Consider the following 24,947-nt stretch of genomic DNA (forward strand, 5'->3'; position numbering starts at 1 on the left):
GACGGACCGACAGGCAGCCGGGCGGCGGCCCGTCAGCCGAGGTCCGCCAGGAGCCGGCGCGCCTGCCCGGCGGCGTACGGGTGGCCGGAGTCGACAGCCGTACCGAGCGCCGCCCGGGCCCCCTCGACGTCGCCGTGCGCGGCCAGCAGGAGACCGAGGTCGAGGGCGGCACGCGGGGCGAGGTCCCGGTGGCCGAAGTCGACGGCCCGCCGGTAGGCGGCCCGGGCGCCCTCGACGTCGCCCTGCTCCTTCAGCAGGAAGCCGAGGTTCGCGGCGGACATGGAGCCCGCCTCGGGGTGGCCGGAGTCGATCGCCCGCTGGTACGCCGCCCGCGCCTCCTCCAGGTGCCCCTGCCGCTTGAGGACGTAACCAAGCGCGAACGCGGCGCCCGGAGCCTCCTCGGGGTGGCCGGAGTCCATCGCCGTGCGCAGCGCCTCACGGGCGCCGTCCATGTCGCCCAGTCCGACCAGCAGGTTGCCCAGCAGGGCGGCGGCCCGGGGAGCGGCGTCGGGGTGGCCGGAGTCGACGGCCGCGCGGTAGGCGGCCCGTGCGCCGTCGGTGTCCCCGCGCCGGTGCAGGAGGGAGCCGAGGTTGGTGGCGGCCAGCGGGGCGGCGTCCGGATGGCCGGAGTCGACGGCCGCCCGGTAGGCGGTGACGGCGCCGTCGGGGTCACCGTGGGTGGCGAGCAGGGCACCGAGGTTGGTCGCGGCCATCGCCGCGGGCCCGGGACACCCGGAGTCGACGGCTCGTTGGTAGGCGACCCGCGCGCCCTCGGCGTCCCCGTCCTTCTCCAGCCACATGCCGTGGCTCAGGTCGTAGCCGGCCTTGCGGTACGCGTCGCCGCCGTCGTCCATGTCCCCGCGCGTCCTTCCCCCGAGCCGGCGCTCGCGTCCGTCCACCCTGCGTGCCACCGTCCGGCGCGCCACCACCCCCGCGCCACGGTCCGCGCGTGCCGCCGTCCGCGTCGGCGGACACCGGCGATGCCCGCGGGGCGGGCCGGCGTGCGCGCCGGTGGTGCGTCCGCTGGTGCGGTCCCGCGTGGGTGCGGGCCGGGCGGCGGCGATCATCCTGCCACGGAACCGGCCACGGCCTCGATCCGCAGCCACCCGGACCGAACGGACAGCCGGCGGGTGGACACTCCGCGCCACCTACAGCCGGTTCGACTCCTGGACGCCGGGCTGCCTGCACGCGGGCGGCAACCACACCTGGTACACGACCAACGGTGACGACCGCGGAACCTCCGGTTTCGTTCCCGCCTCCGCGGTGCACACGCCGTCCTCTCTCGACGCCGACCCGTCCGCGCACGGCCTGCGCCGCTGCTGACCCCCATACCGAAGGCAACCGACCCGGCCCACCTTCGAGTTGAGCCGTCCGACCCATGGTTTTCGGACGTCACGGAATTTCCGTGGAGCGCCGGGAACTCCCTCCGGTTCTCCCCCGACTCCTGAGATGGGGCCGTCGTCCGGCGGCCCGGACAGATGGGGGAGGGCCGAGGGTGTCAGAGCACCGTGCGGGTTCGGAAGCGCCCGGTCACATACCGGAACCCGGCGATCGCTGGCTCCTGGTGGCCGTGGCGGGCATGCTGTCGTTCGTGGCGATGCTCGACATGAACATCGTCAACATCGCCCTGGCGGCGATATCGGAGAGCCTGGACGTGTCGGCCGCGACGGCGCAGTGGGCCGTCCTCGGTTACCAACTACCGGTGGTGGCGCTGCTGCTGCCCGTCGGGCGGTGGCTCGACGGCGTGGGCACGCGATCCGCGCTGCTCGTGTCGGCCGGTGGCTTCGCCCTCTGCAGCGCGCTGGCCGCACTCGCCCCTTGGGCGTCCTGGCTGATCGCGGCGCGCATCGCCCAGGGGGCGTTCGGCGCCGTACTGTTCGTGCTCATGCCGGTCCTGGCGATCCGCTCCGTGCGGCCCGAGGCACGCGGTCGGGCCATGAGCGTCCCGGCGACGCTCGGCCCCCTCGGCGCGGTGACCGGCCCGGCGGTGGGCGGACTGCTCCTGGACCACCTGGGCTGGCGGGCCGTGTTCCTGGTCAAGATCCCGTTCTGTCTGCTCGCGCTCTTCGTGGCGTGGCGGGCCATGCCGAAGGACGGGCGGCTGCGCGCGCTCGACCGCAGGGCGCTCGCCGACACGGTGCTGGTCGCCTCCGGCGTGACGTTCCTCCTGCTGTCGCTGACCCTCGCCTACGACGACCGGGCATGGCTGCTGCTCGCCCTCGCCGCGTTGCCGCCGCTGTGGTGGTGGGCGCGCGGCCCGAGCGGCCGCCCCGTGACCGCCGCGATCAGCGCGTCCCGCTCCTACCCGGCGCACGGCGCCGTCCTGGCGCTCGCGGCGGCCTTCGCCGCCATGCACTACGTCACCGCCCTGCACCTCCAGCGGGACAGCGGCTTCAGCGCCACCGCGACGGGACTGGCCCTGCTGGCGTTCCCGCTCGGCATGGGCGTGGCGGGGCCCGTCGGCGGACGCCTCGCCGACCGCTACGGTGCCCGGCCCGTGGCGGTCGTCGGCGCCTGCCTCACCGCCGCCGGGCTGCTCCTCCTCGTTCCCCTGGGCGACGGCTGGACCCTGCCGGACATGGCGTGGCGGCTGGCGCTGGCGGGCGTCGGCATGGGCCTCAACGGCGGCCCGACGCAAGCGCTCGTCATGAGCTCCGCCCCCCGGGAGCGGACCGCCACCATCGCGTCGACGATGCAGCTGTCGCGCAGCGCGGGCTTCACCGTGGGGCCGGCCCTGGCCACCGCGGCCTGGGGCCTGGCCGGCGCGGAGGGCGGCGTCCGCGCCGGGCTCGTCCTGGCCGCCGTCGCCGCCTGCGCCGCCGTCCCCCTCATCTCCGTACGGGGAGGCCGATCCGCCTCCTCACCCGATCCCAAGGCCAGTCCCCAGGGAGGGTCGGAGGCCGACCCGGCCTCCGGCGCGGCGCCCGCCGCGCGCCCCTGAGCATGCCGCCCCCGACCCCCCGGTGCCCCGGCCCCTGATGCCAGGCCCGCCTCCGCCCACGATCCCCGATGCTCCGACCCCACGAGTACCCCTGAACGCCCCAGAACCAGGAGTCACCCCCCATGTGTGGAATCACCGGCTACGTCTCCTTCCACCGCGACGCCCGGCGTGAGAAGCCCGTCATCGAGGCCATGACCGCCACCCTCACCCCCCGCGGGCCCGACGCGGGAGGTGTCTGGACCGGCGAGCACGCCGCCATCGGACACCGGCGCCTGGCCGTCATCGACATCGCCGGCGGCGTCCAGCCGATGCTGGACCGGCCGCAGGACCCGACCACCGTCCTCACCTACAGCGGCGAGGTCTACAACCACCACGAGCTCCGCGCGGAGCTGCGCGGCCTCGGCCACACCTTCCACACCCGCAGCGACACCGAGGTCGTGCTCCGCGCCTACGCCCAGTGGGGCGAGGGGATGGCCGACCACCTGGAGGGCATGTTCGCCTTCGGCATCTGGGACGAGCGCGAGCAGCGGCTGGTCCTGGTGCGTGACCGGCTCGGCGTCAAGCCGCTGTTCTGGGCCGCCGTCGACGGGGGCCTGGCCTTCGGGTCCGAGCCCAAGGCCCTCTTCGCCCACCCCGAGATCCGGCCCCGCGTCGACGCCGACGGCCTGCGGGAGGCGTACAGCCTGCTGTTCAACACCGGCCCCACCGTGTGGTCCGGAGTCCGGGAGGTCGAGCCGGGCGGGATCCTCGTCCTGGACCGGGGCGGCGTCCGCGAGCGCCGCTACTGGGAACTGCGGGCCCACCCGCACGGCGACGACCAGGACGCCACCGTCGAGCGGGTGCGCGAGCTGGTCGGCGCGGCCGCCCGCAGCCAGCTGGAGGCCGACGTCCCCCTGTGCAGCCTGATGTCCGGCGGTCTGGACTCCACCGTCCTCACCGGCCTCCTCGCCGACGAGCTGCGCCGGCGCGAGGGCGAGGACGCCCGCATCCGCTCGTACGCGGTCGACTACAGCGACCAGGCGGAGGAGTTCACCGGCGACGTGCTGCGCACCGGGCACGACACGCCGTTCGCCAACGAGGCGGGCGCGTTCATCGGGACCGACCACAGCACCGTGATCCTCGACCCGCGGGCGCTCCTCGACCCCGAGCACCGCAAGGCCGTCGTCGTCGCCCGTGACTCGCCGATCGGCGTCGGCGACATGGACACCTCGCTGTACCTGCTCTTCGGCGAGATCCGCAAGCACTCGACCGTGGCCCTCTCCGGTGAGGCGGCCGACGAGGTCTTCGGCGGCTACCCGTGGTTCCACAACCCGAAGGCGCTGGCCGCGGAGACCTTCCCCTGGCTGCTCGTCACCGGGGACGAGGCCGCGATGCCGATGAACCCGGACCTGCGCCTGGGACTCACGGAGTTCCGCGAGAACACCTACCGCGCCGCCCTCGACGCCGTCCCGCACCTCGGCGACGAGACGCCGGCCGAGCACCGCCAGCGCGTGATGCAGCACGTCTCGCTCACGCGGTGGCTGCGCCAGCTCCTGCACCGCAAGGACCGGCTGAGCATGGCGCAGGGCCTGGAGGTGCGCGTCCCGTACTGCGACCACCGCCTGGTGGAGTACGCGTTCACCACCCCCTGGTCGCTGAAGAGCTTCGACGGCCGGGAGAAGAGCCTGCTGAGGGCGGCGGGCGCCGGATACGCGCCGGACTCGGTGCTGTACCGGCCCAAGAACCACTACCCGGCCACCCACCACCCCGACTACAACCGCGGCCTGCAGGCGATGGCCCGCGACGCCATGTCCCTGGAGCAGGTCCGCATGCTGGCCGACGAGCGGCTCGTCAAGCCGTGCCTCGACACCCCGGCCGAACAGCTGGAGTGGGGCCACCGCCTGCGCCTGGAGCGGGTCGTGGACCTCGCGCTGTGGCTGGACCACTACAAGCCGGAGCTCGCCCTCTGACGGGTTCCCCGGTCTCCGGTCGTGGGCCCCCCCCCCCCCCCCCCCCGCCGGGCCCCCCCGGGGGGGCCCCCCCCCCCCCCCCCCCGGGGGGGGGGGGGGCCCCGGGGGGGCCCCCCCCCGCGCGGGGGCGTGGTGGGGGTCGTCGCCGTCGGGGGGGGGCGCCACCCCCCCCCGCGGGCCCTCGCCCAGTGCGGGGCCCCCGCGCGGCGGGCGGGCCCCCCCCCCCCCCCCCCGGGGCGCGCCCACGACCGTGAGGAACACCTCCTGCCACCCCGCGGAGTGGTCGACGGCCCGGAGGGGAACTCCCGTTCGCCCTGGGACGTGTAGAGAACGGGGTGTTGGTCACGGCCCCCGGAGACGACCAGACGGGGGGCCGGCGATGACCACCGCCGAGCACGAGAAGGCAGCGGACCACGGGAGCGGCGGCACGCACGCCCAGGGCGGCGAGAGCGGTACCGGTGGTGCGGCAGGCGGGGCCGGCGGTACCGGTGGTGAGGGAGGCGGCACCGGCGGCGGAGCGGGAGCGGCGGCCGGGGGTGTCCCGGGCGGCCGGCGTCGGCGCGGGAGCGGGGCGCGGCGGCCGTGGTGGAAGGAGTTACCGGTCCTGGTCGGTGTCGCCCTCCTCCTGTCGCTCGGGATCAAGACGTTCGGGGTGCAGCCCTTCTCCATCCCCTCGGGGTCGATGGAGAACACCCTGCGGCTGGACGACCGGGTCCTGGTGGACAAGTTCACCCCGTGGTTCGGCTGGACGCCGCAGCGGGGGCAGGTCGTGGTCTTCCGCGATCCCGGCGGCTGGCTCCCCGAGGAGCCGCACGAGACGGACGGCGCCCTGGTGCACGGGGTACGGACGGCCCTGGGCTTCGTGGGGCTGACGGCCCCGCCGGACGAACGGAACCTGATCAAGCGGGTGATCGCCGTGGCGGGTGACACCGTGACGTGCGAGCGCGGCCGGCCGCTGCGGGTCAACGGCGCCGCCCTCGACGAGCCGTACCTCCATCCGGGTGCCACGCCGTGCGACGACGCTCCCGTGGGCACGGTCACCGTGCCCGCCGGCCACCTGTGGGTGATGGGCGACCACCGCGACGACTCCCGGGACTCGCGCGCCCACGTCCACGAGCCGGGCGGCGGTTTCGTCCCCGTGGAGAACGTGGTGGGCCGGGCCTTCGCCGTCGCCTGGCCCGTCTCCCGCTGGGCCCCCCTCCCGATACCGGACACGTTCAAGGGGCCTGACGCACCGCGCGACTGACCGGTCGTCTCGGGGGCGGGGGGTGGGCGGTGAGCCGCTCGGCCGGACGGAGCCGTGCGGCGGGTGGCCGCGGGGCGCCGGGCACCGGGGGGCGACGGGGCAGGACCTCGTCCGTGCGCTGCTGTGCCGACGGCTCCAGGGGATGTGGGCCCGCCCGCCGGGACGGGCCGGGGGTGCCGGGTCCTGTGGGTCGGTGACGACGGCGGGCTGCGGGTGTCGTCGGGGGCGGCCGGCTCCGCGGGGCCGGGCCGGCGGGTGGTCAGCCGGGAGGGCTGTGTCCGCACGGGCCGGCCGGGCCGGCGGGTGGTCAGCCGCGACGTTCCAGGTCGGCGCGCATCCGGACGAAGAGCTTCCCCGCGGCGGCGGGGGTACTGCCGCGGAAGAGGGCCACCGCCGCGGTGCCCTCGTCGGCCCATCCGCAGACGACGTCGCCGTCCTCGCCGAGGGAGGCGAGCAGGCACTCGACCGAGCCGCCCAACGGCCCCGGGTCCAGCGGCTCGGCGAGGGGCTGCCCCGACTCCGGCTCCCACCGGAGGTGTTCCAGCATGCCCCGGAACAGGTGCTCGCGGCGTACGGCGGTGTCCTCGGGCACGCCGTCGACGCCCTCGAAGAGGACGGGCGGTCCCTGCTCGCCGGGGGCGCGGTAGTGGCCGGCGACCAGCGTCATCCCGTCACGCATCTCCCCCGGGTCGACGGGGACGTCCCGCAGGGCCCCCGCGCCGGTCAGCTTGTGCAGGCCGCCCGCCACGCGCGCGTCGACGAGCGAGCGCCGGCCGTCCCCCGACGCCGGGGACGAGGGGGCCGCCCGGGACGGGGGCGCATCCGGGGAGGCGGAGGCCGCCGGCTGCGTCGCGGACGGGGCCGGCGGCGCGGCTGCCCGGGACCGGGAGGTGTCGGGCGCCGGGCGCGGTTCGTCCTGGCAGCCCGTCACCGCCACGAGGGTCAGCACGGCGGCGGCCGCGGAACACGCTCGTACGACGCGCGTCCGGTTCATCTCGGTCCTCCCGATGGTGGGGCCCGCCCGAGGCGGCGGACCCCACCAGTGACGCCGGCGGGACCGGGACGGTTCCGGTCCGGTGCTCCGCTCCCGACCTCGGGTGCTGCCCCGGGCCGGAGCCGCGCGGTGCACCGGGGGCCGGTTCCGGGCGGTGTACCGGGTTCCGGGCGGTGTGCCGGGTGGGTTCCGGGCCGTGCCGCCTCGGGCTGCCCCCGGGCGGTGCCCCGGGCCGGAGCCGCGCGGTGCACCGGGGGCCGGTTCCGGGCGGTGTACCGGGTTCCGGGCGGTGTGCCGGGTGGGTCAGGACCTGCGGCGCTTCTTGTGCAGGGCGTCGGGGCGGTGCACCGCGGTGCGGCCGGACTTCTCGCTCTCCACCTCGTACTGCGGGTCGTCCTTCGAGGCGTCGACGGTGCGGCCCGACGCCTCCGTCCGCTTCGTGATCTTCTTCTTGACCTTGCCGGGGACGGTCTGTCCGTGGCTGCGCCAGGTGACCTCGTCGCCCTTGCTCAGGCCGTCGTCCTTCGCCATGGGCCTTCCTTCCGCGGGGTGCGCTCGGCGCGGGCCGCGCCGGGGCCGCGTCCCCCAGCTTCCGCCGCTCCCCCGGCGTCCGCACCTCGGGCGGGCGCGGGCCGGGGCGGGCGCCCCGTCACCGTGGCGGGACGGGGCCGGGGCGTCCCGCCGCCGTGCGGCCCACCGCGGCGGCGAGCTTGCGCAGGCGGCGCCAGTCGAGCGGGGGCTGTGCCTCGGGGACGCCGGGCCGGTGGCGCGGTACGCGGACCCGCAGCGCGCCGGGCGCGGTCCGGCAGCGCACCGGGGAGGGCAGTACCAGGGCCTCGCCGTCGACCCCCGCCTCGATTCCGGATGCGGTCCCGGCCTCGGGCCGGGGCTCGGGCCCGGTCTCGCTCGCGGCGCCGGTCCCGCTCGCGGCGCCGGTCGCGGCGCCCGGGATCCCGGCGTGCACGACGACCTCCCGGGCGGTGGTCACCGTGATGCCGCTGCCCTGTGGGTCCAGCAGCAGCCCGGCGGCCGCGACGGGCCCGTCCACCCGCACGCCGAGGACACCGAGCGTCCCGGCGTCCAGGCGCTCGCGGCGGCCCAGGCCGAACGGGTCGTCCCTGCGGTAGGGGTTGTTGCTGACGAGCAGCGCCTGCGGGTCGGTCAGGACGGTGTCACCCGCGTGGGCGGTCAGCCGCGGCCCGCCCTCCCCGGTGAGGAGGTCGGGCAGCATGTCGAGCACGGTACCGACCTTGTCGTCGCGGTACGCGGGGCTCTGCACGACCGCCGCGTAGACGCCGAAGGAGACGTTGTTGACGAAGGGCCGGTCGCCGGCGAACCCGAGGTCCACACGCAGTTCGACGCCGTCGCGGAGCGCGTCGAGACAGGCCGCCGGGTCGTCACGGTCGAGGCCGAGGTCCATCGCGAAGTGGTTGCGGGTCCCCGCCGGGACGACCAGCAGCGGCACGCCGTGCTCGGCGGCCACGCCCGCCACCAGCGCCTGCGTGCCGTCGCCGCCCGCCACGCCCAGCAGGTCCGCGCCCTGTGCCAGGGCCTCGCGCGCCAACGCGGCGACGTCCTGGTGCGCTTCGTGGTCGAGCAGCACGACGCGGGCGCCGAGCCGCTCGGCCGTCACCCGGAGCCCCAGCCGCTCCACCTTGCCACCACCGGACCGCGGGTTCATGAAGACGACGGGCCGGCGGGGCGGCGGGGTGCGGTGCTCCCGGACCCGCGGCGGCCGCAGCCCGGTGCTGCGCAGCGCGTACCGCCCGGCCCAGACGGCCAGCGACCACAGGGCGAGGCACACGACGACCGTCCGCAGCATCCCTGCCACCGCGAACAGGCCGACGACGGCGAGCGGCGCGGCCACCGCCAGCGCCGCGGCGGCCGCGCGGGCGGTACCGCGCGTCGTCAGCGCCCACCAGACGGCGGCGGCCCCGACGGCGGTGGCGGCCGCCGCGCAGAGCAGCAACAGGATCCCGCCGAGGCCCCCCTGGAGCAGAGGCAGCAACGCCGCCAGCGCGGCGGCGGCCAGCGCGAGCCGCGCCGACCACCGCTGTGCGCGTCCGGCCCGCCCGTACGCGTCCCACCCGACGCCCATGCGCCCTCCTTCTCACGGCCCCGGACATCGTAGGAGGCCCCCCGCCGGCCCCGCCCAGGTCGAACGGCCCGTCACCGCCGGCCCGGGGCCGGTGGGGAGGGCAAAGCGGCCACCTCAGTCGGGTGGTCGCGGCACGCCGTCCGGAGGGGTGGCGGTCGCCGGGCCGGGACGGCGCCGCACCCCGCCGCGCGCGGCGTGCACGGCGAGCCGTCCCGCGAGGGCGACGAAGACCAGACCGGCCACCATCTGCACCATGGTGAGCACCCGGGCCCGGGGTGACACCGGCGTGATGTCCCCCAGGCCGACCGTGCTGAAGACGGTCAGCGTGTAGTAGAGCGCGTCCGTGCGGCTCAGGTGCTCCGTGAAGCTGCCGGACCGCGCGAGCTCCATCACGTGGTACGAGGCGGAGAAGAGCAGCAGCAGGAGGGCCACGGTGCTGCCGACCGCCTCGACCGCCCGCAGCACGGGGTGCCGCGAGGTGGCGGCGGCGCGCAGGTGCCAGGCGAAGAGCGCCACCACGGCCACGAGACCGGCCCCCAGGGCCACCACGCCGGCGGCGCCGGAACCGCCGTCCAACGGCAGCGTGTAGTACGCGGCCAGGAACCCGCCCACCACCAGCGCCGGCCGTACCAGGGCGCCCACGGGCGGGCGGCTCCCCGGCAGCTGCCGTCGGTCCACCGTGCCACCTCCTCGCCGACCACGCCGTGCGCCGCCGCAGCCATCCGGGCGGCCGGGCGGCCGGGCCGAGGCGCCGCGGCCGCGGCCGCGTGGGCGGGCGGCAGCCCACCCTAGGTCGGTGCCGCCGGGCCGGAGGGCAGGGTGGCGCGTGTCGCAGGTCCGGCCACCCGGTCGCCCCGCGTGACCACCGCCCCGACCCGCCCCGGACCACCGCCCGACCCACCACCCGATCCCGCCACCCTGATGCCGTACGGCCCCGGGCGTCCCTCCCGGAACGGGGTTGATCTGGCCTTTCGAGGAAACCCGGGTGACGCGGGCACACCGCTGCGCGACCCGAGCAAGGAGGAGGCGACATGGGTGACGACCAGATGGCGGACGACGTCTACCAGCCCACCGGTACCAACGAGGAGCAGGAGGACGGGGCGCCGCTCGACCTCCAGGACGCTGTGGACGAGCGGACGTACGACGACATGCTGGACGAGGGGTACTCACCCCCGGAGCGGCCGCTCGGCGTCACCAAGCACGGGACGACGGCGGCCGAGCAGCGCGAGGGCGAGACGCTTGACCAGCGCCTGGAGCAGGAGGTCCCGGACGTGGAGCCGCAGCCGGGTGACGGCCTGGGCGACCTGCCGGGTGGCGACGGCGAGCTGGTGGACCCCGAGGCGGGCGGTGCGCGCGCCGGTCGGCTGACCGCGCCCGACGAGGGCGCGCGCCCGGACACCACCAAGGAGCTCATCGCTGAGGACCAGGGCATCGACGCGGGAGCCGCCGGCGCCGAGGAGGCCGCGATGCACGTCGTGGAGGACGGCCCCGCCGTGGAGCCGGACGACGACCGGACCCGCTGACCGCCACGCCGGCCCGTGCACCTGACGCCCGGGGCCGCCCCGCACTCCCCGTGCGTGGCGGCCCCGGGCGTCCGGCCTGGAGCCTGTCGGGTGTGGATCGGGCCGGATCAGGGAGCGGCGTCCGGTGCTGTGGCTCGCGAAGGCGGAGGAGGGAGTCACTGCGGAGCACGGGCGACCGAGACGACGCGGCGAGGCGCGGTGCCGGACGCCGCGAGCCCGGCACGATCCGCAAGACAGGCCCCAAGGGTGGTGGTGTCCCCCGGGTAGGCCTGGTGGGTTGTTGCCTGGTGGGTGGGTGGTGCCGATCGCGGTGCCCGTCCTGCTCGCCGTAGGGAGACGAGCCGTACGTGCGCCTGCCGCACGGGTACGTGCCGCGCGAGCCGGGTCCGGCGGGTCGGCGGGCGCGGACGGGCGGCGCGATCAGCGGTGGCGCCGGCGGGCGGCGCGGGTGAGGGCCCAGGCGGCGCCCAGGCAGACCGCCGCCACGGCGAACCTCCTGCCGGCCGGGGAGCCGACGCCGGCGGGCAGCAGCTCGCGCGCCCGGTCGAAGGCGCTCAGCGGTACGCCGAGGAGGGCGTTGCCCGGGGGCCTGCGCGGCACGGCGGGGTGCGGCCGGGTGGGAGCGGTGCGGCGCACGGTCTCCCAGGCCGAGCCGAGCCGGCGCAGCCTGGCCCGGTCGAGGAGTTCCTGCAGGCGGGGCAGGAGGAGGTCCTCCTCGTCGCGGATGTCCTGCCGGATCAGGGCGAACGCCTCGGCGGCGAGTTCGTCGTGGAGCGGGTCGTCCGCGCCGATCCGCTCCATCTCGGTGACGAGGTCGTTGATCCGTTGGTGCTCGTCCTCGACCCGCGCGGTCAGCGCCTCGCCGTCGGGTGCGAGGCGGCGCAGCGCGGGCCACAGCACGGTCTCCTCGGCGAAGGCGTGGCTGAAGGTGAGCTGGACGAGGTCACGGAGGACGCGCTGCCGCTCGTCGGACGATGCGCCGCCCGATTCGTACCGTCGCATCAGGCGTTCGAGTTCGGCGTGGTCCCGGCGCTGACGCGCCAGGACGCTCGCCTCGCCGCCGAGCTGCTCGACGCTCTGCTCCGCGATCGACAGGGTCATGTACGGGTCACCTCGGTCATCACAGGTCGGTCCGGGAACGGCGGGTCAGGGCGACGCCCAGGGCGATCATGGCGAGGCCGAGCACCAGGTGCAGCCAGTTGTCGGCGTTGTTGACCGGCACGAAGTTCGCGCTGCTGTCGTGGTCGATGATCAGCCCGTACAGCCACAGCACCAGGTAGATCACCCCTCCGCCGATCAGGTACGTGCGGGCGGTGGAGGCCGCGCGGGACATGAGGATGCCCGCGACGCCGAACAGCAGGTGCACGATGTTGTGCAGGATCGACACCTGGAAGACGCCCAACAGCTTCGCGGTGGAGTCGTGCGAGGCGAACTTGAGCGAGTCGTAGTCCGTGGTGACACCGGGGATGAACCCCAGGATGCCCAGCAGCAGGAACACCGCCCCCACCAGGAGCGCGGCCTGCTGGACGCGGGAGCGAGCCGTCATCGGCGCACGGTGCGTAGCCATCATGATCGAACCGCCTCTCTGCCGGGACTCCGCGGGGGCGCGGCGCCGCCCGGCGTTCAGTTCACCTCGCCGATTACCCCCCGCGAACACGGCTAGGCCGACTGCCCGGGATCGGATTCCGTTTCCGCTCCGAAGACCTCGCCGGCCTGCTCTCCGGTGGGACGTCGGCTCTTCCGCCGAGCGGTTTCCGCCCGGCCCGGGCGGACCGCTTTCGGTTTCGGCCCGGTTTGTCCCCGGCTCTCGCCCGGTGCGCGGAACCGGTGGCAGTTCGTACCGATGGCTCGCCCGGATTCGGGTACGCGGAGGTGGAACGCAACCCAATCCATTCCATTTCGGGAGGATTCATGAGCGGCTTCGAAGAGCCAGGGCGCCGCGAGGACAGCGCGCCCCGCGCGGCAGCGCGTACGGCACAGGACAAGGCGGCCGAAAGCGCCGGGCTGGTCGGCGAGAAGGCCGCAGAGGTCGCCGGTACCGCGAAGGAGCAGGCTGCCGGTGTCGCTCACGAGGCCACGACGCAGGCGCGCGACGTCGTCGGAGAACTGCGGGGCCAGCTCCAGGAGCAGGCGCACACCCAGACCCGGCGGCTCGCCGACAACGTGCGTCGACTCGCCGACGAGCTGCGTGAGATGAGCGACCACGGCAAGCCGGACTCCGGCGTCGGCGGCGTGGTGCGGCAGATATCCGACGGCGGTCACCAGGTCGCCTCCCGTCTGGAGGACCGCGGGCCCGACGGGCTCGTCGACGACCTGCGCGACTTCGCACGGCGTCGGCCGGGGGTGTTCCTCGCGGGAGCCGCGCTGGCCGGCTTCGTCGTCGCCCGCGCCGGCAAGGGCGTCAGCGCCGCCGGCTCTTCGGCCTCCGATGGACCGTCGGGGACGGCCGGTCCGACGGGGACCACCGGATCCTCGGGGGCCCTCCAGGAGACGCCGGCCCCGTACCCGCCGCCGCCCAGTGGCCTCGGGACGCCGACCGGATCGCCGCCGGTGACACCGACGACGCCGACCGCACCCGCCCCTCCGCCCGTGGCTCCCCCCGTCGTGCCCCCGGTCCCGCCGTCCTCCCCGAACACCCCCTACCCGGGTGAGGGGGGCCTGCGATGACCGCACTGTACGAGCACGACGACCGGTTGCGCGTCCGCGACCTCCAGCCGCCGCCCGCCACCGCGAGCGACACCTCGATCGGTGATCTGATCAGCGACATCAGCGCGGACGTCTCGCAGCTGGTCCGTGACGAGATCGAACTGGCGAAGGCGGAGATCAAGGAGGAGTCCACCAAGGCCGGCAAGGCCATGGGCATGCTCGGTGGCGCCGGATACGCGGGCCACCTGGTGCTCCTCCTGGGCAGCCTCACGCTGATCTTCGCGCTGGGGAACGTGATGGACCTGGCGTGGGCCGCGCTGATCGTCACCGCCCTGTGGGCCGTGGTGGGCGCCGTGCTCTACACGACCGGCCGCAAGCGGATGCGCACCGTCAACCTCAAGCCCGAGCAGACCATGGAGAGCCTGAAGGAGGACGCCCGATGGGCGCGACACCCCAGGAACTGAGGACCGACGTCGAGTACCGCCGGGCCCACCTGGCCCGCAGCGTGGACCTGCTGGCCGACAAGGTGACCCCGGGCAGGGTCGTACGGCGCAAGGCGGGCTCGGCCCGCGACCGGTTCACCGGAGTGAAGGAGCGTGTGATGGGCACGACCCGCGACACCGCCGGCGGCATGGCGGAGTCCGCACACGGGATCGCCGACAGCGCGGGCCAGACGGCCGGAAGCGTCGCGCGGTCCGTGCAGGAGACCACGAGCCGGGCGGGCGAAGCCCTCCAGCAGGCTCCCGAGCAGGCCAGGCGGCAGACGCAGGGCAGCCCGCTCGCCGCGGGCCTCATCGCCTTCGGCGCCGGCATGCTCGCCGCGGCGCTGCTGCCGGCCACCAGCGCCGAGGAGCGCGTCGGACAGCAGCTGCGGGAACACTCCGACGAGCTGCTGGGGCCGGTGAAGCAGCAGGCCACCCAGGTCGCGCAGGAGGTCAAGGAGGACATGCGCGAGCCCGTGACGCAGGCCGTGGAGTCCGTGAAGTCGACGGCGCAGGACGCCGTGGGGACGACCAAGGAGCAGGCGCAGACGGCCGGGCAGGACACCGCCCAGGGGCTGCGCCGGGCGGGCCAGGACACGGTCGCCGAAGTACGCGACCAGTCGGGGCGCTGATCGCGCCACACGGGAAACGCCCGCGTTGCGGGAAGGGGTGCGGTGCCGGCGGACGGACGTCCGGCACCGCACTTCTCTGTGTGGATCCCCGCCCCCGGGCCGTCCGGGGACGGTCTCGAAGACGGGGACGTGGACGGGGACCCGTCGGCCCCGCCGGACCGCCGCCCGGGCCGGAGCGCACGCCGTACGGGCCCGGGGGCCACGCCGCGGCCCCGGGGCACGCCCCCGGCCCCACAGCCACGCATCACAGGCCGGGGCGCACCCTCGACCCCCGGTGCACCCCCGGCCGGGCCGGCCACCCCCGGTCCGGGCGCACCACCGAACCGAGGCCACGCCGACCGGCCCGGGGCACCGCGCTTCCCCGGCCGGGTCACACCGCGTGGATCGAGGTCACCCGGTCCGCGTCACGTCGTCCGCGGTGGAGTCGCGGACCGACCCGCCTGGGCGCGAGCCTCGCGCCGGCGCGAGGCGGACGCGCCGAGGACGACACCGACGGCCAGCACGAGCAGGCCCCGCGCCCACACCTCCCCCTCGATGCGGGTGGCGAGCACGACGCACGAGAGGGCGCCGAGCGCCGGGAGGACGACCGGTGCGCGGAAGTGGCCCGGCGTGCCGGGGTCGCGGCGCAGGACCAGGGCGGCGGTGTTCACCAGGAAGAAGACCACCAGCAGGAGCAGCACCAGGGTGGAGGCGAGAGTGGCGACACCGCCCGTGAGCGCCAGCAACATCGACAGGACGGTGGTGACCGCGATGGCCACCCACGGTGTGCGCCGGCGGGGCAGGACCCTGCCGAGCGGGGAGGGCAGCAGGCCGTCGCGGGCCATGCCGTACGCGAGGCGCGAGGACATGATGCCGGTGAGCAGCGCGCCGTTGGCGACGGCGACCAGCGCGATGGCGCTGAACAGCCACACCGGCACGCCGCCCGCTGCCTTGACCACTTCGAGCAGGGGGCCGCTGGACGTCGCCAGCGTGTCGGTCGGTACGGCGGCGGACGCGGCGATGCCGACGAGGACGTAGACGGCGCCGGCCGTGGCGAGTGCGCCGAAGAGGGCGCGCGGGTAGGAGCGGCGCGGGTCGCGGGTCTCCTCGGCGACGTTGACGGACGTCTCGAAACCGACGAAGGAGTAGTAGGCGAGGACCGCGCCGCTCAGCACGGACGCCACCGCGCCCTGCCCGGCCGTACCGAGCCGGGTGAGCCGGCCCGGATCGCCGTCGCCGCGCAGCAGCAGCCAGGCGCCGAGGGCGATGATGATCGCCAGGCCGCCCACCTCGATGAGGGTGGCGACGACGTTGGCGCGGGTGGACTCGCGGATGCCGCGGGCGTTCAGCAGGGCGAGGGCCGCCAGGAACAGCACGGCGACGACCGCGACCGGCACGGTGGCGAAGGCCGAGAGGTAGTCGCCGGCGAAACCCCGGGCGAGCGCCGCGACGGAGACGATCCCCGCGGCCAGCATGCAGAACCCGGCGACGAATCCGGCGAAGGGCCCGTAGGCGCGGGTGACGTAGTGCGACGCCCCGCCGGCCCGCGGGTACTTCGTCGCGAGCTCGGCGTACGAGGCGGCGGTGAGCAGGGCGAGGCCCAGGGCGACGGCGAGCGGCACCCAGACGGCGCCGCCCGAGTCGGCGGCGACCTGGCCGATCAGGACGTAGACCCCGGCGCCGAGGACGTCACCCAGGATGAAGAAGTAGAGCAGGGGGGTGGTCAGGGCGCGTTCGAGCGGCTGCCCGTGATCATGGGTGGTGGACATGGGTGCCGTTTTCCCCGCCGTCACTCCCGCCACGCAGGTCACGCCCCGACCCTGCCGGGACGCCCCCCTCGGACCGCTTCGCGGACGGGCACCGCGGACGGCTCGCAGACGGCTCGCGGACGGGAACCACGGACGGGCACCGCGGGCCGACAGCGGCCCGCGCGGGCCGTGCCCCCGCAGCGGCGGACGCCGTCGCGGTGCCGTCGGAACCGGGCCGGGCGCGGCCGTTGCGCCCCGGTGAACCGGGGTACCCGACGCCGGGAACGACCCGCCGCGCGCGGCCGCGGCCCCGCCGGTGATCCGGCTTGCCGGGCCGGTGGCCCGCGCGCCCCCGGCTCCCGCCCCCTGGAGGCATCGTATGAGCAGTACCCGGCACCGGCTCCTGACCGCCACGGCCGCCACGGCCGCCACCGCGGGCTCGGTGGCGCTGTGGCGCCGGGCTACCGCCCGGTCGGCGGACCGGACGGAAGGCGGCGACCGGTGGCTGACGGTCACCGTCAACCGGCCGCCCGAGGAGATCGACCCGGGTGACCCGCCGGAGCCCCTGCGGCGGTACGCGGACCGGATCGAGGTGCGCACCCGCCCGGCTCCCGGCGGGCGGGGCACGGAGCTGGCCGCGCGCCTGCGCGGGGGCACGCCGCCCGCGGCCGCGTCCCCCGTGGCACGGCTCGCCGGCGACGACCCGCGCCAGGACGTGCGCCGGGCGCTGCGCGACGCGAAGGCACTGCTGGAGGCGGGTGAGGTGTTGGAGCCCGACGCGCCCACCACGCGGGACACACCGGGCGGCCGCCTGGTCGGACTGGTGACGCGCAGGTCGGGCGGGGAGGGCGTGCTGTGAAGGCGCTGTGCTGGGAAGGCGTGAACAAGCTGTCGGTGGAGCGGGTTCCCGACCCTGAACTGCGCAACGACCAGGACGTGATCGTCCGGCTCGTCGCCGGGACGACGTGCGGGTCGGACCTGCACCTGATCGGCGGGTACATCCCGGCGATGCGGGCCGGGGACGTCATCGGCCACGAGTTCGTCGGCGAGGTCGTGGAGACGGGGCCCGGGGTGCGGCGCCACAAGGTGGGCGACCGGGTCGTCGTCTGCTCGTTCGTCGGATGCGGCCGGTGCTGGTACTGCGCCAACGACCTGTGGTCCCTGTGCGACAACACCAACACCAACCCCGGCATCGGGCAGGCCATGTTCGGCTACGAGTCAGCCGGCATCTTCGGTTACTCGCACGCCATGGGCGGACTGCGCGGCAGCCACGCCGAGTACGTGCGCGTCCCGTTCGCCGACTACGGGGCGTTCCCCGTGCCCGACGCGATCGACGACGTCAGCGCCCTGTTCGTGTCGGACTCCGTGCCCACCGGATGGATGGGCGCCCACCTCGGCGGGGTGCAGCCGGGCGACGTGGTGGCGGTGTGGGGGTGCGGCGCGGTCGGGCAGATGGCGGCCAGGGCGGCGGCCTTGCTGGGCGCCGAACGCGTCATCTCGATCGACCGGATCCCCGAGCGGCTGGCCATGGCGGAGCGGTACGCCGGCGCGGAGACGATCGACTACTCCACGACCGACGTCGCCGCCGAGCTGCGCGAGCGCACCGGTGGCCGAGGGCCCGACGTGTGCATCGAGGCGGTCGGCATGGAGGCCCACAGCACCGGCCCCCTGCACGTGTACGACCAGGTAAAGCAGCAGCTCCGGCTCCAGACCGACCGGCCGACCGCCGTCCGGGAGGCCGTCCACGCCTGCCGGAAGGGGGGAACCGTCTTCATCCTCGGTGTGTTCGCGGGCGCGGTCGACAAGTTCCCGCTCGGCGCGGTCGTCAACAAGGGACTCACCGTGCGGGGCGCGCAGATGCACGGCCAGCGGTACATCCCGATGCTCCTGGACCGCCTGGCGGCCGGGGAGCTGGACACGGCCCACCTGGCCACGCACACCGTGTCCCTCGACGAGGCGCCGACGGCGTACGACCTGTTCAAGAAGAAGACCGACGGCTGCGTCCGTGCCGTCATCCGCCCGTGAGGCGTCGTCGCAAGACGCCCATCAGACCAGAGGAGTCCGTCGTGAACCAGCCCGAGAAGTCGCGGGACGAGAAGGCGGCGCCCCGGGAGCGCGTCCCCGGTGAAGAGGGCGTCACCCCGGAGGAGGAGCGGCGCGGGGAGCCCGCCCGGGAGCGGGGCGAGAGCGCGGCCCGGGACGCCGACGCCCCGACCGGGGGCACCCCGGAGGACCTGGACGTGGGCCCCTCCGCGTGACCCGACCGCACACCCGCCCCACCCGGCCCGGACCGCCCGGCGCGGTCCGGGCCGCGTGCCGCGTGCGGTGCGCTCAGCGCGCGAGCCGGTCGGCCGGGACGGGCACGTCCGCGGCGGGGTCCGGTCGGAGGAGGCCGCCGGGGCAGGGGCCCAGGCCGAGCATGCCGAGCGCCGCCTCGGTGGTGAGCCGGTGCCACGCACCGGCGTCGCGCAGCATGGCGTGTCCGCCCCGCGGCATGGAGACGCCGACCGCGCCGGCGCCCGCCTGCCGCGACCGGCGCACCAGCTCCCAGGAGCCGCGGGCGGCGGTGACGCGGTCCCGCTCGTCGTGGAGGACGACGACGTGCCGACCTCGCAGCTGGGCCACCGGCTCGCCGGGCGGACACCAGGGAGCGAGGGCGACGACGCCGCGCACGTACCGGTCACCCGCCAGGCGCAGGGCGGCCCGGCCACCCATGGAGTGCCCGACGAGCACGACGGGTACCGGCCCGGCGCGCCGGTGCAGCTCCGCCAGGGCGCGGCGGGCGTCCAGGAGGGCGTCCTCACGGGAGCCGTTCCAGCCGCGGTGGCGGTAGCGCACGCCGGCGACGGCGACGGCGTCCCCGCGCGTGGCGCGCAGCACGGCGGAGGCGAAGGGGCGCAGGCGCAGGGCGGGGAGGTCGAGCGGGCGCGGGGCGTCGAGCGCGTCGGCCCGCCCGCCGTGCAGGAACAGCACCGCCGCGGCCGCTTCCCCCGGCGCGCGCCGGACCACGAGCCGCCCGTCGTCGCCGTCATCGGTCGGCGCGCCGTTCGCCATGGGTCCTCCCGCAGTCGTCGCCCCCGTCCCGGCGGGACCCTACCGGCACGGCCGGCGCCCGCCTCGCCCGGAGGCACCGCCCCGGCTCCGCACCCGCCGCCCCGCGGGCGGGCCGCGGGTGGGGGCGACATTCCGCCCGCGGTGCACGGCGTCAGCGGCGCGGCGGCGGGCACGGCGTGGGCGGGTACGGCGTGGGCGGGTACGGCGTGGGCGGGTACGGCGGCGGGCGGGTACGGCGGCGGGCGGGTACGGCGTGGGCGGGTACGGCGTGGGCGGGTACGGCGGCGGGCGGGTACGGCGGCGGGCGCGGCCGGTAGGGACTGCCCGGGCGGGGCGAACGGCGAGCAGAGGCGTCGGTTTCCAGCCGGATCGGCGTGATCCAGGGCATACCGCGCGGGCCCGGTTGTTGCTACTTTGGGCGACTTGCCTGACGGAGCCGGCCCGCCACCACCTCCCCCTCCCCTCCCGCTCCTCCCCCTCGCCCCGCCCGTGTCACCGCGCAGGCGCCGCCACCGACCCCAGGGAGACCCATGCACCGCCGCCCGATACGTCCCGCACGGCCCGCCGCCTGGACGGGCGGCGCGCTCGCCGTCGGCGTCGGCGGGCTGTATGCCGCCGGGCTGTTCCTCGGCGGCGGTGAGATCGACGGGGGGACCACGATCGGCGGGGTGGAGGTCGGGGGGCTGACCCGGGCGGAGGCCGTCCACAAGGTCGAGCAGCAGCTGTCGGCACCCGCCTCGCGCCCCCTCGTCGTGCGGGTCGGTGACCGCGACGCCGTGGTGGACCCGCGCCGGGCAGGCCTCTCCTTCGATGTCCCCCGCTCCGTCGATCAGGTCGCGCGTTCCGGCGCGGATCCGGCCGCGGTGATCGGCGGGCTCTTCCGCTCGGGTCGGCGGGTCGAGCCGGTGGTGCGGGTCGACGAGGACCAGGCCCGCGACGCCCTGACCACATTGGCGGGGTCGCTGGACCGGACGGTACGCGACGGCGCGGTGGTCTTCGACGAGGGCAAGGCCCGGGAGGTCCCCGCCCGCACCGGGTACGCCCTGGACGTCGACGCGGCGGTCGCCCCGCTGACGGACGCGTTCCCCGCGGAGAAGGCCGGGCCCGTGACGGTGCTGCCGAGCCGGCGGACCGACCCGAAGGTGACCGCTCAGGAGACGCGGCGGGCGATGCGCGAGTTCGCCCGCCCGGCCATGTCGGCGCCGATCACCCTCACCCTGGCCGGCGAGCGCGTCACGATCACCCCGACCGTCGTCGGCGCGCACCTGGAGATGCGGCCGGACGCCGCCGGCCGGCTGGTCCCCCGGCTCGACGGCAAGGGCCTGCTGGCGGCCCCGGAGGTGGCCCGCCCGGTCTCCGCCCTGACCGGCCCTCCCGAGAACGCCGTCCTGCGGCTCGACGGCGAGCGGGTCGTCGTGGCCGCCGACGGCAAGGTCGGCCGGCGGGTGACGCCCGGGGCGCTGAGCGGGGCGGTCCTGCCCCTGCTGACCCGGTCGGGTGCCGACGCCCGTACCGGTGAGCTGCCCGCGCGGGTCACGCGGCCGGCCGTGACCCGTGAGAACGCCTCCGAACTGGGCCTGAAGGAGGAGATGTCGTCCTTCACCGTGGGCTTCGAGCGGGCCGCGTACCGCACCAGGAACATCGGCCGGGCAGCGGAACTCATCGACGGCTCGGTGGTGCTGCCGGGCGAGACCTGGAGCCTCAACCGGACCGTCGGCGAGCGCACCGAGGCCAACGGGTTCACGGAGGGCGTCATCATCCTCGACGACAAGTACACGAAGGCGGCCGGGGGCGGCGTCTCCACCGTGGCCACCACCGTCTTCAACGCGATGTTCTTCGCCGGACTGGAGCCCGTCGAGTACGGCGCGCACTCCTTCTACATCGAGCGCTACCCGGAGGGCCGCGAGGCGACGGTCGCGTGGGGCCACCTCGACCTCCGCTTCCGCAACGACTCCGGGCACGCGATGGCCATCCGCGCCGAGGCCACGGACACCTCCGTGACCGTCACCTTCCTCGGGACGAAGAAGTACGACGAGGTCAAGGCGGTGAAGGGCCCGCGCACTCGTGTGCAGCAGCCGGCGAAGAAGGTCAGCGCCGACGAGGCGTGCGTACCGCAGACCCCGCTGGAGGGCTTCGACGTGACCGTGGACCGGGTGTTCGTCCAGGACGGCCGGGAGGTCCGGCGCGAGCCGTTCCGCACGCGCTACACCCCGCGGGACGAGGTCGTCTGCCAGGCGGCGGAGAGCCGGACGGCACCCGACGGACAGGAGCCGGCGGCACAGGGCCGGTGAGGCGAGGGCCCGTGGCGCGGGACCGGTGACGCCCGGCCGCCATCGGCCACCGACGGGCAGGCGGGACGGACGGCGACCACGCGCGGAACGGGACGGAGCGGGGACGGCGCCCCCGGCCAGGGCCGGGGGCGCCGCGCGGGTGGGGGGTGGCGGTCCCCGTCAGCCGGTGAAACCGGCGGTGATGGCGGTGAACTCCCAGTTCGGCCGGTCGCGGTTGACCGACCAGAAGGCCAGGCGGCCGATGTGGTGGGCGTTCGCCCAGTCGCGGATCTGGGTCCAGATCCGGGGGGTGGTCACCTCTCCGGTGTCGCTGCTGCCGTTCATGCCGGAGATGCCGATGTGGGCGTAGGCCTCCGCGTCGTTCCAGCCGAAGACGGACACCAGCTTGTCCTTGAGGCCCTCGGTGGCGGTGACGGTGCTGCCGTACATGTCGGCTCCACCGCCGAAGTTGAACGGCATGATGGTGAAGTTGTCGATGTCCGCGTCGAGGGCGTGGGCGCGCTCGACGAGGCGGTCGCCCCAGGAGTCGGGGCCGCTGACGAGGGTCGGGAAGGTCAGGATCGTCCGCAGGCCGGGGTTGTCGCGCTTGACGATCTTCAGGGCGGTGAGGATGCGGTCCTGGACGGCGGCGTTCTCGAACTCGTCGGTGTTCTCGATGTCGACGTCGATCGCCTTCAGGCCGTAGGCGTCGATCACCTTCTGGTAGGCGCCGGCCAGGGCCTCGGGGGTGGAGCAGTTGGGGCCCAGCTTGTTGCCGCTCCAGCCGCCGATGGACGGGACGACGTCGCCGCCGGCCGCGCGGATCGCCCTGATGGTGGACTCGTCGACGCCGCCGGTGAGGGGGCGCTGACCGTCCCACGCGGGGTTGCAGCCGTTCTGGGCGAGGATGAAGGCCATAGTGAACCACTTGGTGCCCGTGGCCCTCATGACCTCGGTGGCGTTCGGCGGGTTGCCCCAACCGAGGTACAGGTAGGGCGCGGCCTGGACGAAGCGGGCGCCGCCGTCGCCGCCGCCCGTGGTGGTCACCGTCAGGGTGCCGCCCGCGGGACCGACCTGGTCCGCCGTGTCGCGGGCGCGGACGCTGTACCCGTACGTGGTGCCCGGCGAGAGTCCGGTGTCGGTGTAGCCGGTGGCCGTGACCGTGGCCACCTTGGTGGAACCGCGGTACACGTCGTAGTTCTTCACGCCCTTGTCGTCGGTGGCGGCCGTCCACGTGAGGGTCACCGCGGTGTCGGTGACGGTCCCGGCGGTGGGCGTGCCGGGGGCGGACGGCGGGGCGTCGCCGGGGGTGCCCGAGCCGTCGCAGGAAGCGCCGTTCAGGGCGCAGCCCGTCGGGTCCGCGCCGCCGCTTCCGGTGCCGTTGAAGCCGAAGGAGACGCTGGCACCGGGCGCGAGGGTGCCGTTGTACGAGGCGTTCCTCGCGGTCCATCGGGTGCCGGAGCCGGCGACGGTGGCGTCCCAGGCGGACGTGACGGAGGTGCCGGCAGGGAAGTCCCAGGAGACGGTCCAGCCGTTGATGGCGGTGGTGCCGGTGTTCTTGACGGTCCATTGGCCGGTGAAGCCGCCGCCCCAGTCCTGGGTCTTCCGGTACGTCGCCTGGGCGTCGGCGGCCTGCGCCGGTGCGGCGAGGCCGACCATGGCGGCGAGCGGGAGGACCAGGCAGGCGAGCAGCGCCGTGGCCCGTGTCCACGGGCGTCCGGCGGTGGGGGATCTCAAGGCGTCTCCCTTCGAGTGTCGGTTCCGTGAGGGGTCCGGGCGGCGGGCCCGCGATGGCGGCCGCCCGTGTCGTTCGTGGAAATCTGTTCGGTCGGACCCGGTGGCGGTCCGACCTGTCGGCGGTCGGACCTGTCGGCGTCGAACTGCCGGTGGTCCGCCCTGTTGGTCGTGCCATGACACTCACACGGCAGGGAGGCTATTGGTATGAACCAATGCGGTCAATAGGTCTGGACCAATTGGGAGTTCCGCCCCCACTCGCTCCCCCGTGGGCGCGCTGCGCCCGGAGACGTCCGCACGGACAGCCCGAGCACGTACACGACCCGGCTCCGGGCGGGCAGGGATCAGCCGGTGTCGCCGTCGGGGCCGGGCGGCCAGGTCCAGTGCATGCCGTGGACGCCGGGGGTGCACTTCGCCGGATACAGGTGGGCGGCCCGCGAGGCGTCGACGACGAGGCGGGCGACCTGCTCCTGCGGGGCGTCGGTCCGGCGCCGGTAGTACTTGTGGCACGTCGCCGGCACCGCTCCGGGGGCGAAGGAGACGTGCAGCAGGTACTCACGCAGGTTGGTGCGGACGCGGCGTTCGTAGAACGAGCTGGCGGCGGGCCCCGACGGGAAGTCGACGTCGTAGCGGACGACGGCGGTCTCGCCGCGCCGCAGGGGCCGCCCCAGCAGGATGTCGGCGACCACGCACCGCAGGGGCCCTTCCGTGCGCACCGAGCCGAGCGTGCCGCAGTGGACGGTGAAGTCGAGCTCCGGCGGCACGCCCTCGTCGACCTGGTGCACGAGGGTCAGCCGGTCCGGGCCGTCGCAGATGGCGCGGAGCACCTGGGTGACGGACAGGCGGCGGATGCAGCGGTCCTCGGCCACGTGGACCGCCTCGTGGATGGAGAGCGGGGCGATGTCCCGGTTGAAGAGCGCGAACGCGGCGCCGAGGGCCCGCTCCACCTCGGAACCCGGGGCGAAGACACGGCGCGAGGCGGTGACGTCCTGGCCGCTGGTGCGCGCCCTCCCCCGCGGCCGGTGGGGCTGGAGGAGTCCGACGAGGTGGCCGCGGGGCACGGCCAGGATCTCCTCCAGCTTCCGCACGGCCCGGAGGGACTGGGGGCGTTCGGGCAGGCTGCGGCCGCGCTGCCAGTGGCTGAGCGTGGCGGGGCTGATCCGTATGCCGCGCTCGGCCAGGCGGTCGCACACGCGTTGCAGGGGCAGACCGCGCAGGCGGAGGGCCTGCCGGAGCGCCGCGTCGAAGGTGGCCGGGGCGTCCGGGGAGTCGTCGGCGGGGAGGTGCGGCATGTGGCCTTCACGAGCGGGGCGGCGTGACGGAACCGCGGGGGTACGGAGGCGGCACGGGCGGGGTGGGGGCCGAGGGGGCGGAGGGCTGCGGGTGCCGGAGTACGGCGGCAGGTGTCGGGGCACGGCGGCGGGCGTGGGGGACGGACCCGGTGGGGACCGGTACGGCCGGTGGGGATCGGTGCGGCCGGTGGGGATCGGTGCGGCCGGTTCGGGCCGGTGAGGGGGAGGGTACGGGGGCGGGGGGGCCCCCGGCGCCCCCCCCCCCCCCGGGGGGCGGGGGGGTAGCGGGGGGCCCGAGTACCCCCCGGGGTGGGGGGGCCGCGGGGACAATTGCGCGACCCACCCCAAAACCCCCAATC

22 protein-coding genes are annotated in these 24,947 nt (G+C 75.7%); 11 read left to right on the forward strand and 11 right to left on the reverse strand.

The window, feature by feature from the left end:
* Window positions 1–32: 32 nt before the first annotated feature.
* A complete protein-coding gene (locus tag ACF053_RS02505; RefSeq protein ID WP_391952077.1) occupies window positions 33–854 on the reverse strand; it encodes a tetratricopeptide repeat protein in 822 nt (273 codons plus the stop codon).
* A gap of 641 nt (window positions 855–1,495) precedes the next feature.
* Between ACF053_RS02505 and ACF053_RS02510 the strand changes: the two genes are divergently transcribed.
* The 3 genes from ACF053_RS02510 (at window position 1,496) to lepB (ending at window position 6,136) form a co-directional block, all read left to right on the forward strand.
* Window positions 1,496–2,941 (forward strand): MFS transporter, encoded by a 1,446-nt coding sequence (locus ACF053_RS02510; protein WP_391952078.1) that lies wholly within the window; start codon window positions 1,496–1,498, stop codon window positions 2,939–2,941.
* A 122-nt stretch (window positions 2,942–3,063) separates the two neighbouring features.
* The gene (gene asnB / locus ACF053_RS02515; protein ID WP_391952079.1) at window positions 3,064–4,890 is read left to right on the forward strand and encodes an asparagine synthase (glutamine-hydrolyzing); all 1,827 of its coding nucleotides are present in this window, start codon (window positions 3,064–3,066) and stop codon (window positions 4,888–4,890) included.
* Window positions 4,891–5,269: 379 nt separating this feature from the next.
* Window positions 5,270–6,136 (forward strand): signal peptidase I, encoded by an 867-nt coding sequence (lepB, locus tag ACF053_RS02520; protein WP_391952080.1) that lies wholly within the window; start codon window positions 5,270–5,272, stop codon window positions 6,134–6,136.
* Between the two features lie 307 nt (window positions 6,137–6,443).
* Here lepB and ACF053_RS02525 read toward each other — a convergent pair whose 3' ends face one another.
* From ACF053_RS02525 to ACF053_RS02540, 4 genes are all read right to left on the reverse strand, one after another.
* On the reverse strand, window positions 6,444–7,130 hold the full coding sequence (locus tag ACF053_RS02525) for a hypothetical protein (RefSeq protein ID WP_391952081.1): 687 nt from the start codon (window positions 7,128–7,130) through the stop codon (window positions 6,444–6,446).
* Window positions 7,131–7,433: 303 nt separating this feature from the next.
* Complete coding sequence (locus ACF053_RS02530) at window positions 7,434–7,661, reverse strand: hypervirulence associated TUDOR domain-containing protein (protein ID WP_391952082.1); 228 nt, start codon at window positions 7,659–7,661, stop codon at window positions 7,434–7,436.
* Window positions 7,662–7,779: 118 nt separating this feature from the next.
* Window positions 7,780–9,228, reverse strand: a complete 1,449-nt coding sequence (locus ACF053_RS02535) for a diacylglycerol/lipid kinase family protein (protein ID WP_391952083.1) — start codon at window positions 9,226–9,228, stop codon at window positions 7,780–7,782.
* 114 nt (window positions 9,229–9,342) lie between these two features.
* Entirely contained in the window at window positions 9,343–9,906 is a 564-nt protein-coding gene (locus ACF053_RS02540; RefSeq protein ID WP_391952084.1) for a potassium channel family protein, read from the reverse strand.
* A 353-nt stretch (window positions 9,907–10,259) separates the two neighbouring features.
* On the opposite strand from ACF053_RS02540, the gene ACF053_RS02545 reads away from it, so the two are divergent.
* Complete coding sequence (locus tag ACF053_RS02545; protein WP_391952085.1) at window positions 10,260–10,751, forward strand: DUF5709 domain-containing protein; 492 nt, start codon at window positions 10,260–10,262, stop codon at window positions 10,749–10,751.
* A gap of 420 nt (window positions 10,752–11,171) precedes the next feature.
* On the opposite strand, the gene ACF053_RS02550 is transcribed toward ACF053_RS02545, so the two are convergent.
* Together ACF053_RS02550 and ACF053_RS02555 are read right to left on the reverse strand one after the other, a co-directional pair.
* Complete coding sequence (locus tag ACF053_RS02550) at window positions 11,172–11,852, reverse strand: hemerythrin domain-containing protein (protein WP_391952086.1); 681 nt, start codon at window positions 11,850–11,852, stop codon at window positions 11,172–11,174.
* 19 nt (window positions 11,853–11,871) lie between these two features.
* On the reverse strand, window positions 11,872–12,297 hold the full coding sequence (locus ACF053_RS02555) for a DUF4383 domain-containing protein (RefSeq protein WP_391952087.1): 426 nt from the start codon (window positions 12,295–12,297) through the stop codon (window positions 11,872–11,874).
* Window positions 12,298–12,662: 365 nt separating this feature from the next.
* On the opposite strand from ACF053_RS02555, the gene ACF053_RS02560 reads away from it, so the two are divergent.
* From ACF053_RS02560 to ACF053_RS02570, 3 genes are read left to right on the forward strand one after another with little or no spacing between them, the layout of a single operon-like run.
* Window positions 12,663–13,418 (forward strand): hypothetical protein, encoded by a 756-nt coding sequence (locus ACF053_RS02560; protein WP_391952088.1) that lies wholly within the window; start codon window positions 12,663–12,665, stop codon window positions 13,416–13,418.
* Window positions 13,415–13,861 carry a phage holin family protein gene (locus ACF053_RS02565; protein WP_107114989.1) on the forward strand — a complete coding sequence of 149 codons (447 nt, stop codon included), beginning with the start codon at window positions 13,415–13,417 and terminating at the stop codon, window positions 13,859–13,861. Before ACF053_RS02560 ends, ACF053_RS02565 begins: the two co-directional genes overlap by 4 nt.
* The gene (locus tag ACF053_RS02570; protein ID WP_391952089.1) at window positions 13,837–14,511 is read left to right on the forward strand and encodes a DUF3618 domain-containing protein; all 675 of its coding nucleotides are present in this window, start codon (window positions 13,837–13,839) and stop codon (window positions 14,509–14,511) included. The genes ACF053_RS02565 and ACF053_RS02570 overlap by 25 nt, the downstream gene beginning before the upstream one ends.
* A gap of 404 nt (window positions 14,512–14,915) precedes the next feature.
* On the opposite strand, the gene ACF053_RS02575 is transcribed toward ACF053_RS02570, so the two are convergent.
* Window positions 14,916–16,259 carry an APC family permease gene (locus ACF053_RS02575; RefSeq protein WP_391952090.1) on the reverse strand — a complete coding sequence of 448 codons (1,344 nt, stop codon included), beginning with the start codon at window positions 16,257–16,259 and terminating at the stop codon, window positions 14,916–14,918.
* A gap of 358 nt (window positions 16,260–16,617) precedes the next feature.
* On the opposite strand from ACF053_RS02575, the gene ACF053_RS02580 reads away from it, so the two are divergent.
* Genes ACF053_RS02580 through ACF053_RS02590 form a run of 3 tightly spaced genes read left to right on the forward strand, consistent with a single transcriptional unit; the run spans window position 16,618 to window position 18,496 of the window.
* Window positions 16,618–17,097, forward strand: a complete 480-nt coding sequence (locus tag ACF053_RS02580; protein ID WP_391952091.1) for a hypothetical protein — start codon at window positions 16,618–16,620, stop codon at window positions 17,095–17,097.
* Complete coding sequence (locus ACF053_RS02585) at window positions 17,094–18,263, forward strand: zinc-dependent alcohol dehydrogenase (protein ID WP_391952092.1); 1,170 nt, start codon at window positions 17,094–17,096, stop codon at window positions 18,261–18,263. The genes ACF053_RS02580 and ACF053_RS02585 overlap by 4 nt, the downstream gene beginning before the upstream one ends.
* Before the next feature lie 41 nt (window positions 18,264–18,304).
* On the forward strand, window positions 18,305–18,496 hold the full coding sequence (locus tag ACF053_RS02590) for a hypothetical protein (protein WP_391952093.1): 192 nt from the start codon (window positions 18,305–18,307) through the stop codon (window positions 18,494–18,496).
* 73 nt (window positions 18,497–18,569) lie between these two features.
* On the opposite strand, the gene ACF053_RS02595 is transcribed toward ACF053_RS02590, so the two are convergent.
* Window positions 18,570–19,292: an alpha/beta hydrolase gene (locus ACF053_RS02595; protein WP_391952094.1), complete on the reverse strand. Its 723-nt coding sequence runs from the start codon at window positions 19,290–19,292 to the stop codon at window positions 18,570–18,572.
* A gap of 530 nt (window positions 19,293–19,822) precedes the next feature.
* On the opposite strand from ACF053_RS02595, the gene ACF053_RS02600 reads away from it, so the two are divergent.
* Entirely contained in the window at window positions 19,823–21,583 is a 1,761-nt protein-coding gene (locus ACF053_RS02600) for a VanW family protein (RefSeq protein WP_391952095.1), read from the forward strand.
* 159 nt (window positions 21,584–21,742) lie between these two features.
* Here ACF053_RS02600 and ACF053_RS02605 read toward each other — a convergent pair whose 3' ends face one another.
* Window positions 21,743–23,299, reverse strand: coding sequence for a cellulose binding domain-containing protein (locus tag ACF053_RS02605; protein WP_391952096.1), 1,557 nt, complete (start codon window positions 23,297–23,299; stop codon window positions 21,743–21,745).
* A gap of 341 nt (window positions 23,300–23,640) precedes the next feature.
* On the reverse strand, window positions 23,641–24,588 hold the full coding sequence (locus ACF053_RS02610; protein WP_391952097.1) for a helix-turn-helix domain-containing protein: 948 nt from the start codon (window positions 24,586–24,588) through the stop codon (window positions 23,641–23,643).
* Window positions 24,589–24,947: the final 359 nt, after the last annotated feature.

Source organism: Streptomyces kanasensis, assembly GCF_043077165.1.
GTDB classification, from domain to species: domain Bacteria; phylum Actinomycetota; class Actinomycetes; order Streptomycetales; family Streptomycetaceae; genus Streptomyces; species Streptomyces changanensis.

Bases quoted from the DNA above. Each gene is read 5' to 3' on its own strand.
- ACF053_RS02535 (WP_391952083.1), bottom strand. From the start codon at position 9,228: ATGGGCGTCGGGTGGGACGCGTACGGGCGGGCCGGACGCGCACAGCGG.
- ACF053_RS02580 (WP_391952091.1), top strand. From the start codon at position 16,618: ATGAGCAGTACCCGGCACCGGCTCCTGACCGCCACGGCCGCCACGGCC.
- ACF053_RS02550 (WP_391952086.1), bottom strand. From the start codon at position 11,852: ATGACCCTGTCGATCGCGGAGCAGAGCGTCGAGCAGCTCGGCGGCGAG.
- ACF053_RS02505 (WP_391952077.1), bottom strand. From the start codon at position 854: ATGGACGACGGCGGCGACGCGTACCGCAAGGCCGGCTACGACCTGAGC.
- ACF053_RS02555 (WP_391952087.1), bottom strand. From the start codon at position 12,297: ATGACGGCTCGCTCCCGCGTCCAGCAGGCCGCGCTCCTGGTGGGGGCG.
- ACF053_RS02570 (WP_391952089.1), top strand. From the start codon at position 13,837: ATGGGCGCGACACCCCAGGAACTGAGGACCGACGTCGAGTACCGCCGG.
- ACF053_RS02595 (WP_391952094.1), bottom strand. From the start codon at position 19,292: ATGGCGAACGGCGCGCCGACCGATGACGGCGACGACGGGCGGCTCGTG.
- lepB (WP_391952080.1), top strand. From the start codon at position 5,270: ATGACCACCGCCGAGCACGAGAAGGCAGCGGACCACGGGAGCGGCGGC.
- asnB (WP_391952079.1), top strand. From the start codon at position 3,064: ATGTGTGGAATCACCGGCTACGTCTCCTTCCACCGCGACGCCCGGCGT.
- ACF053_RS02600 (WP_391952095.1), top strand. From the start codon at position 19,823: ATGCACCGCCGCCCGATACGTCCCGCACGGCCCGCCGCCTGGACGGGC.
- ACF053_RS02545 (WP_391952085.1), top strand. From the start codon at position 10,260: ATGGGTGACGACCAGATGGCGGACGACGTCTACCAGCCCACCGGTACC.
- ACF053_RS02565 (WP_107114989.1), top strand. From the start codon at position 13,415: ATGACCGCACTGTACGAGCACGACGACCGGTTGCGCGTCCGCGACCTC.
- ACF053_RS02575 (WP_391952090.1), bottom strand. From the start codon at position 16,259: ATGTCCACCACCCATGATCACGGGCAGCCGCTCGAACGCGCCCTGACC.
- ACF053_RS02610 (WP_391952097.1), bottom strand. From the start codon at position 24,588: ATGCCGCACCTCCCCGCCGACGACTCCCCGGACGCCCCGGCCACCTTC.
- ACF053_RS02530 (WP_391952082.1), bottom strand. From the start codon at position 7,661: ATGGCGAAGGACGACGGCCTGAGCAAGGGCGACGAGGTCACCTGGCGC.
- ACF053_RS02525 (WP_391952081.1), bottom strand. From the start codon at position 7,130: ATGAACCGGACGCGCGTCGTACGAGCGTGTTCCGCGGCCGCCGCCGTG.
- ACF053_RS02560 (WP_391952088.1), top strand. From the start codon at position 12,663: ATGAGCGGCTTCGAAGAGCCAGGGCGCCGCGAGGACAGCGCGCCCCGC.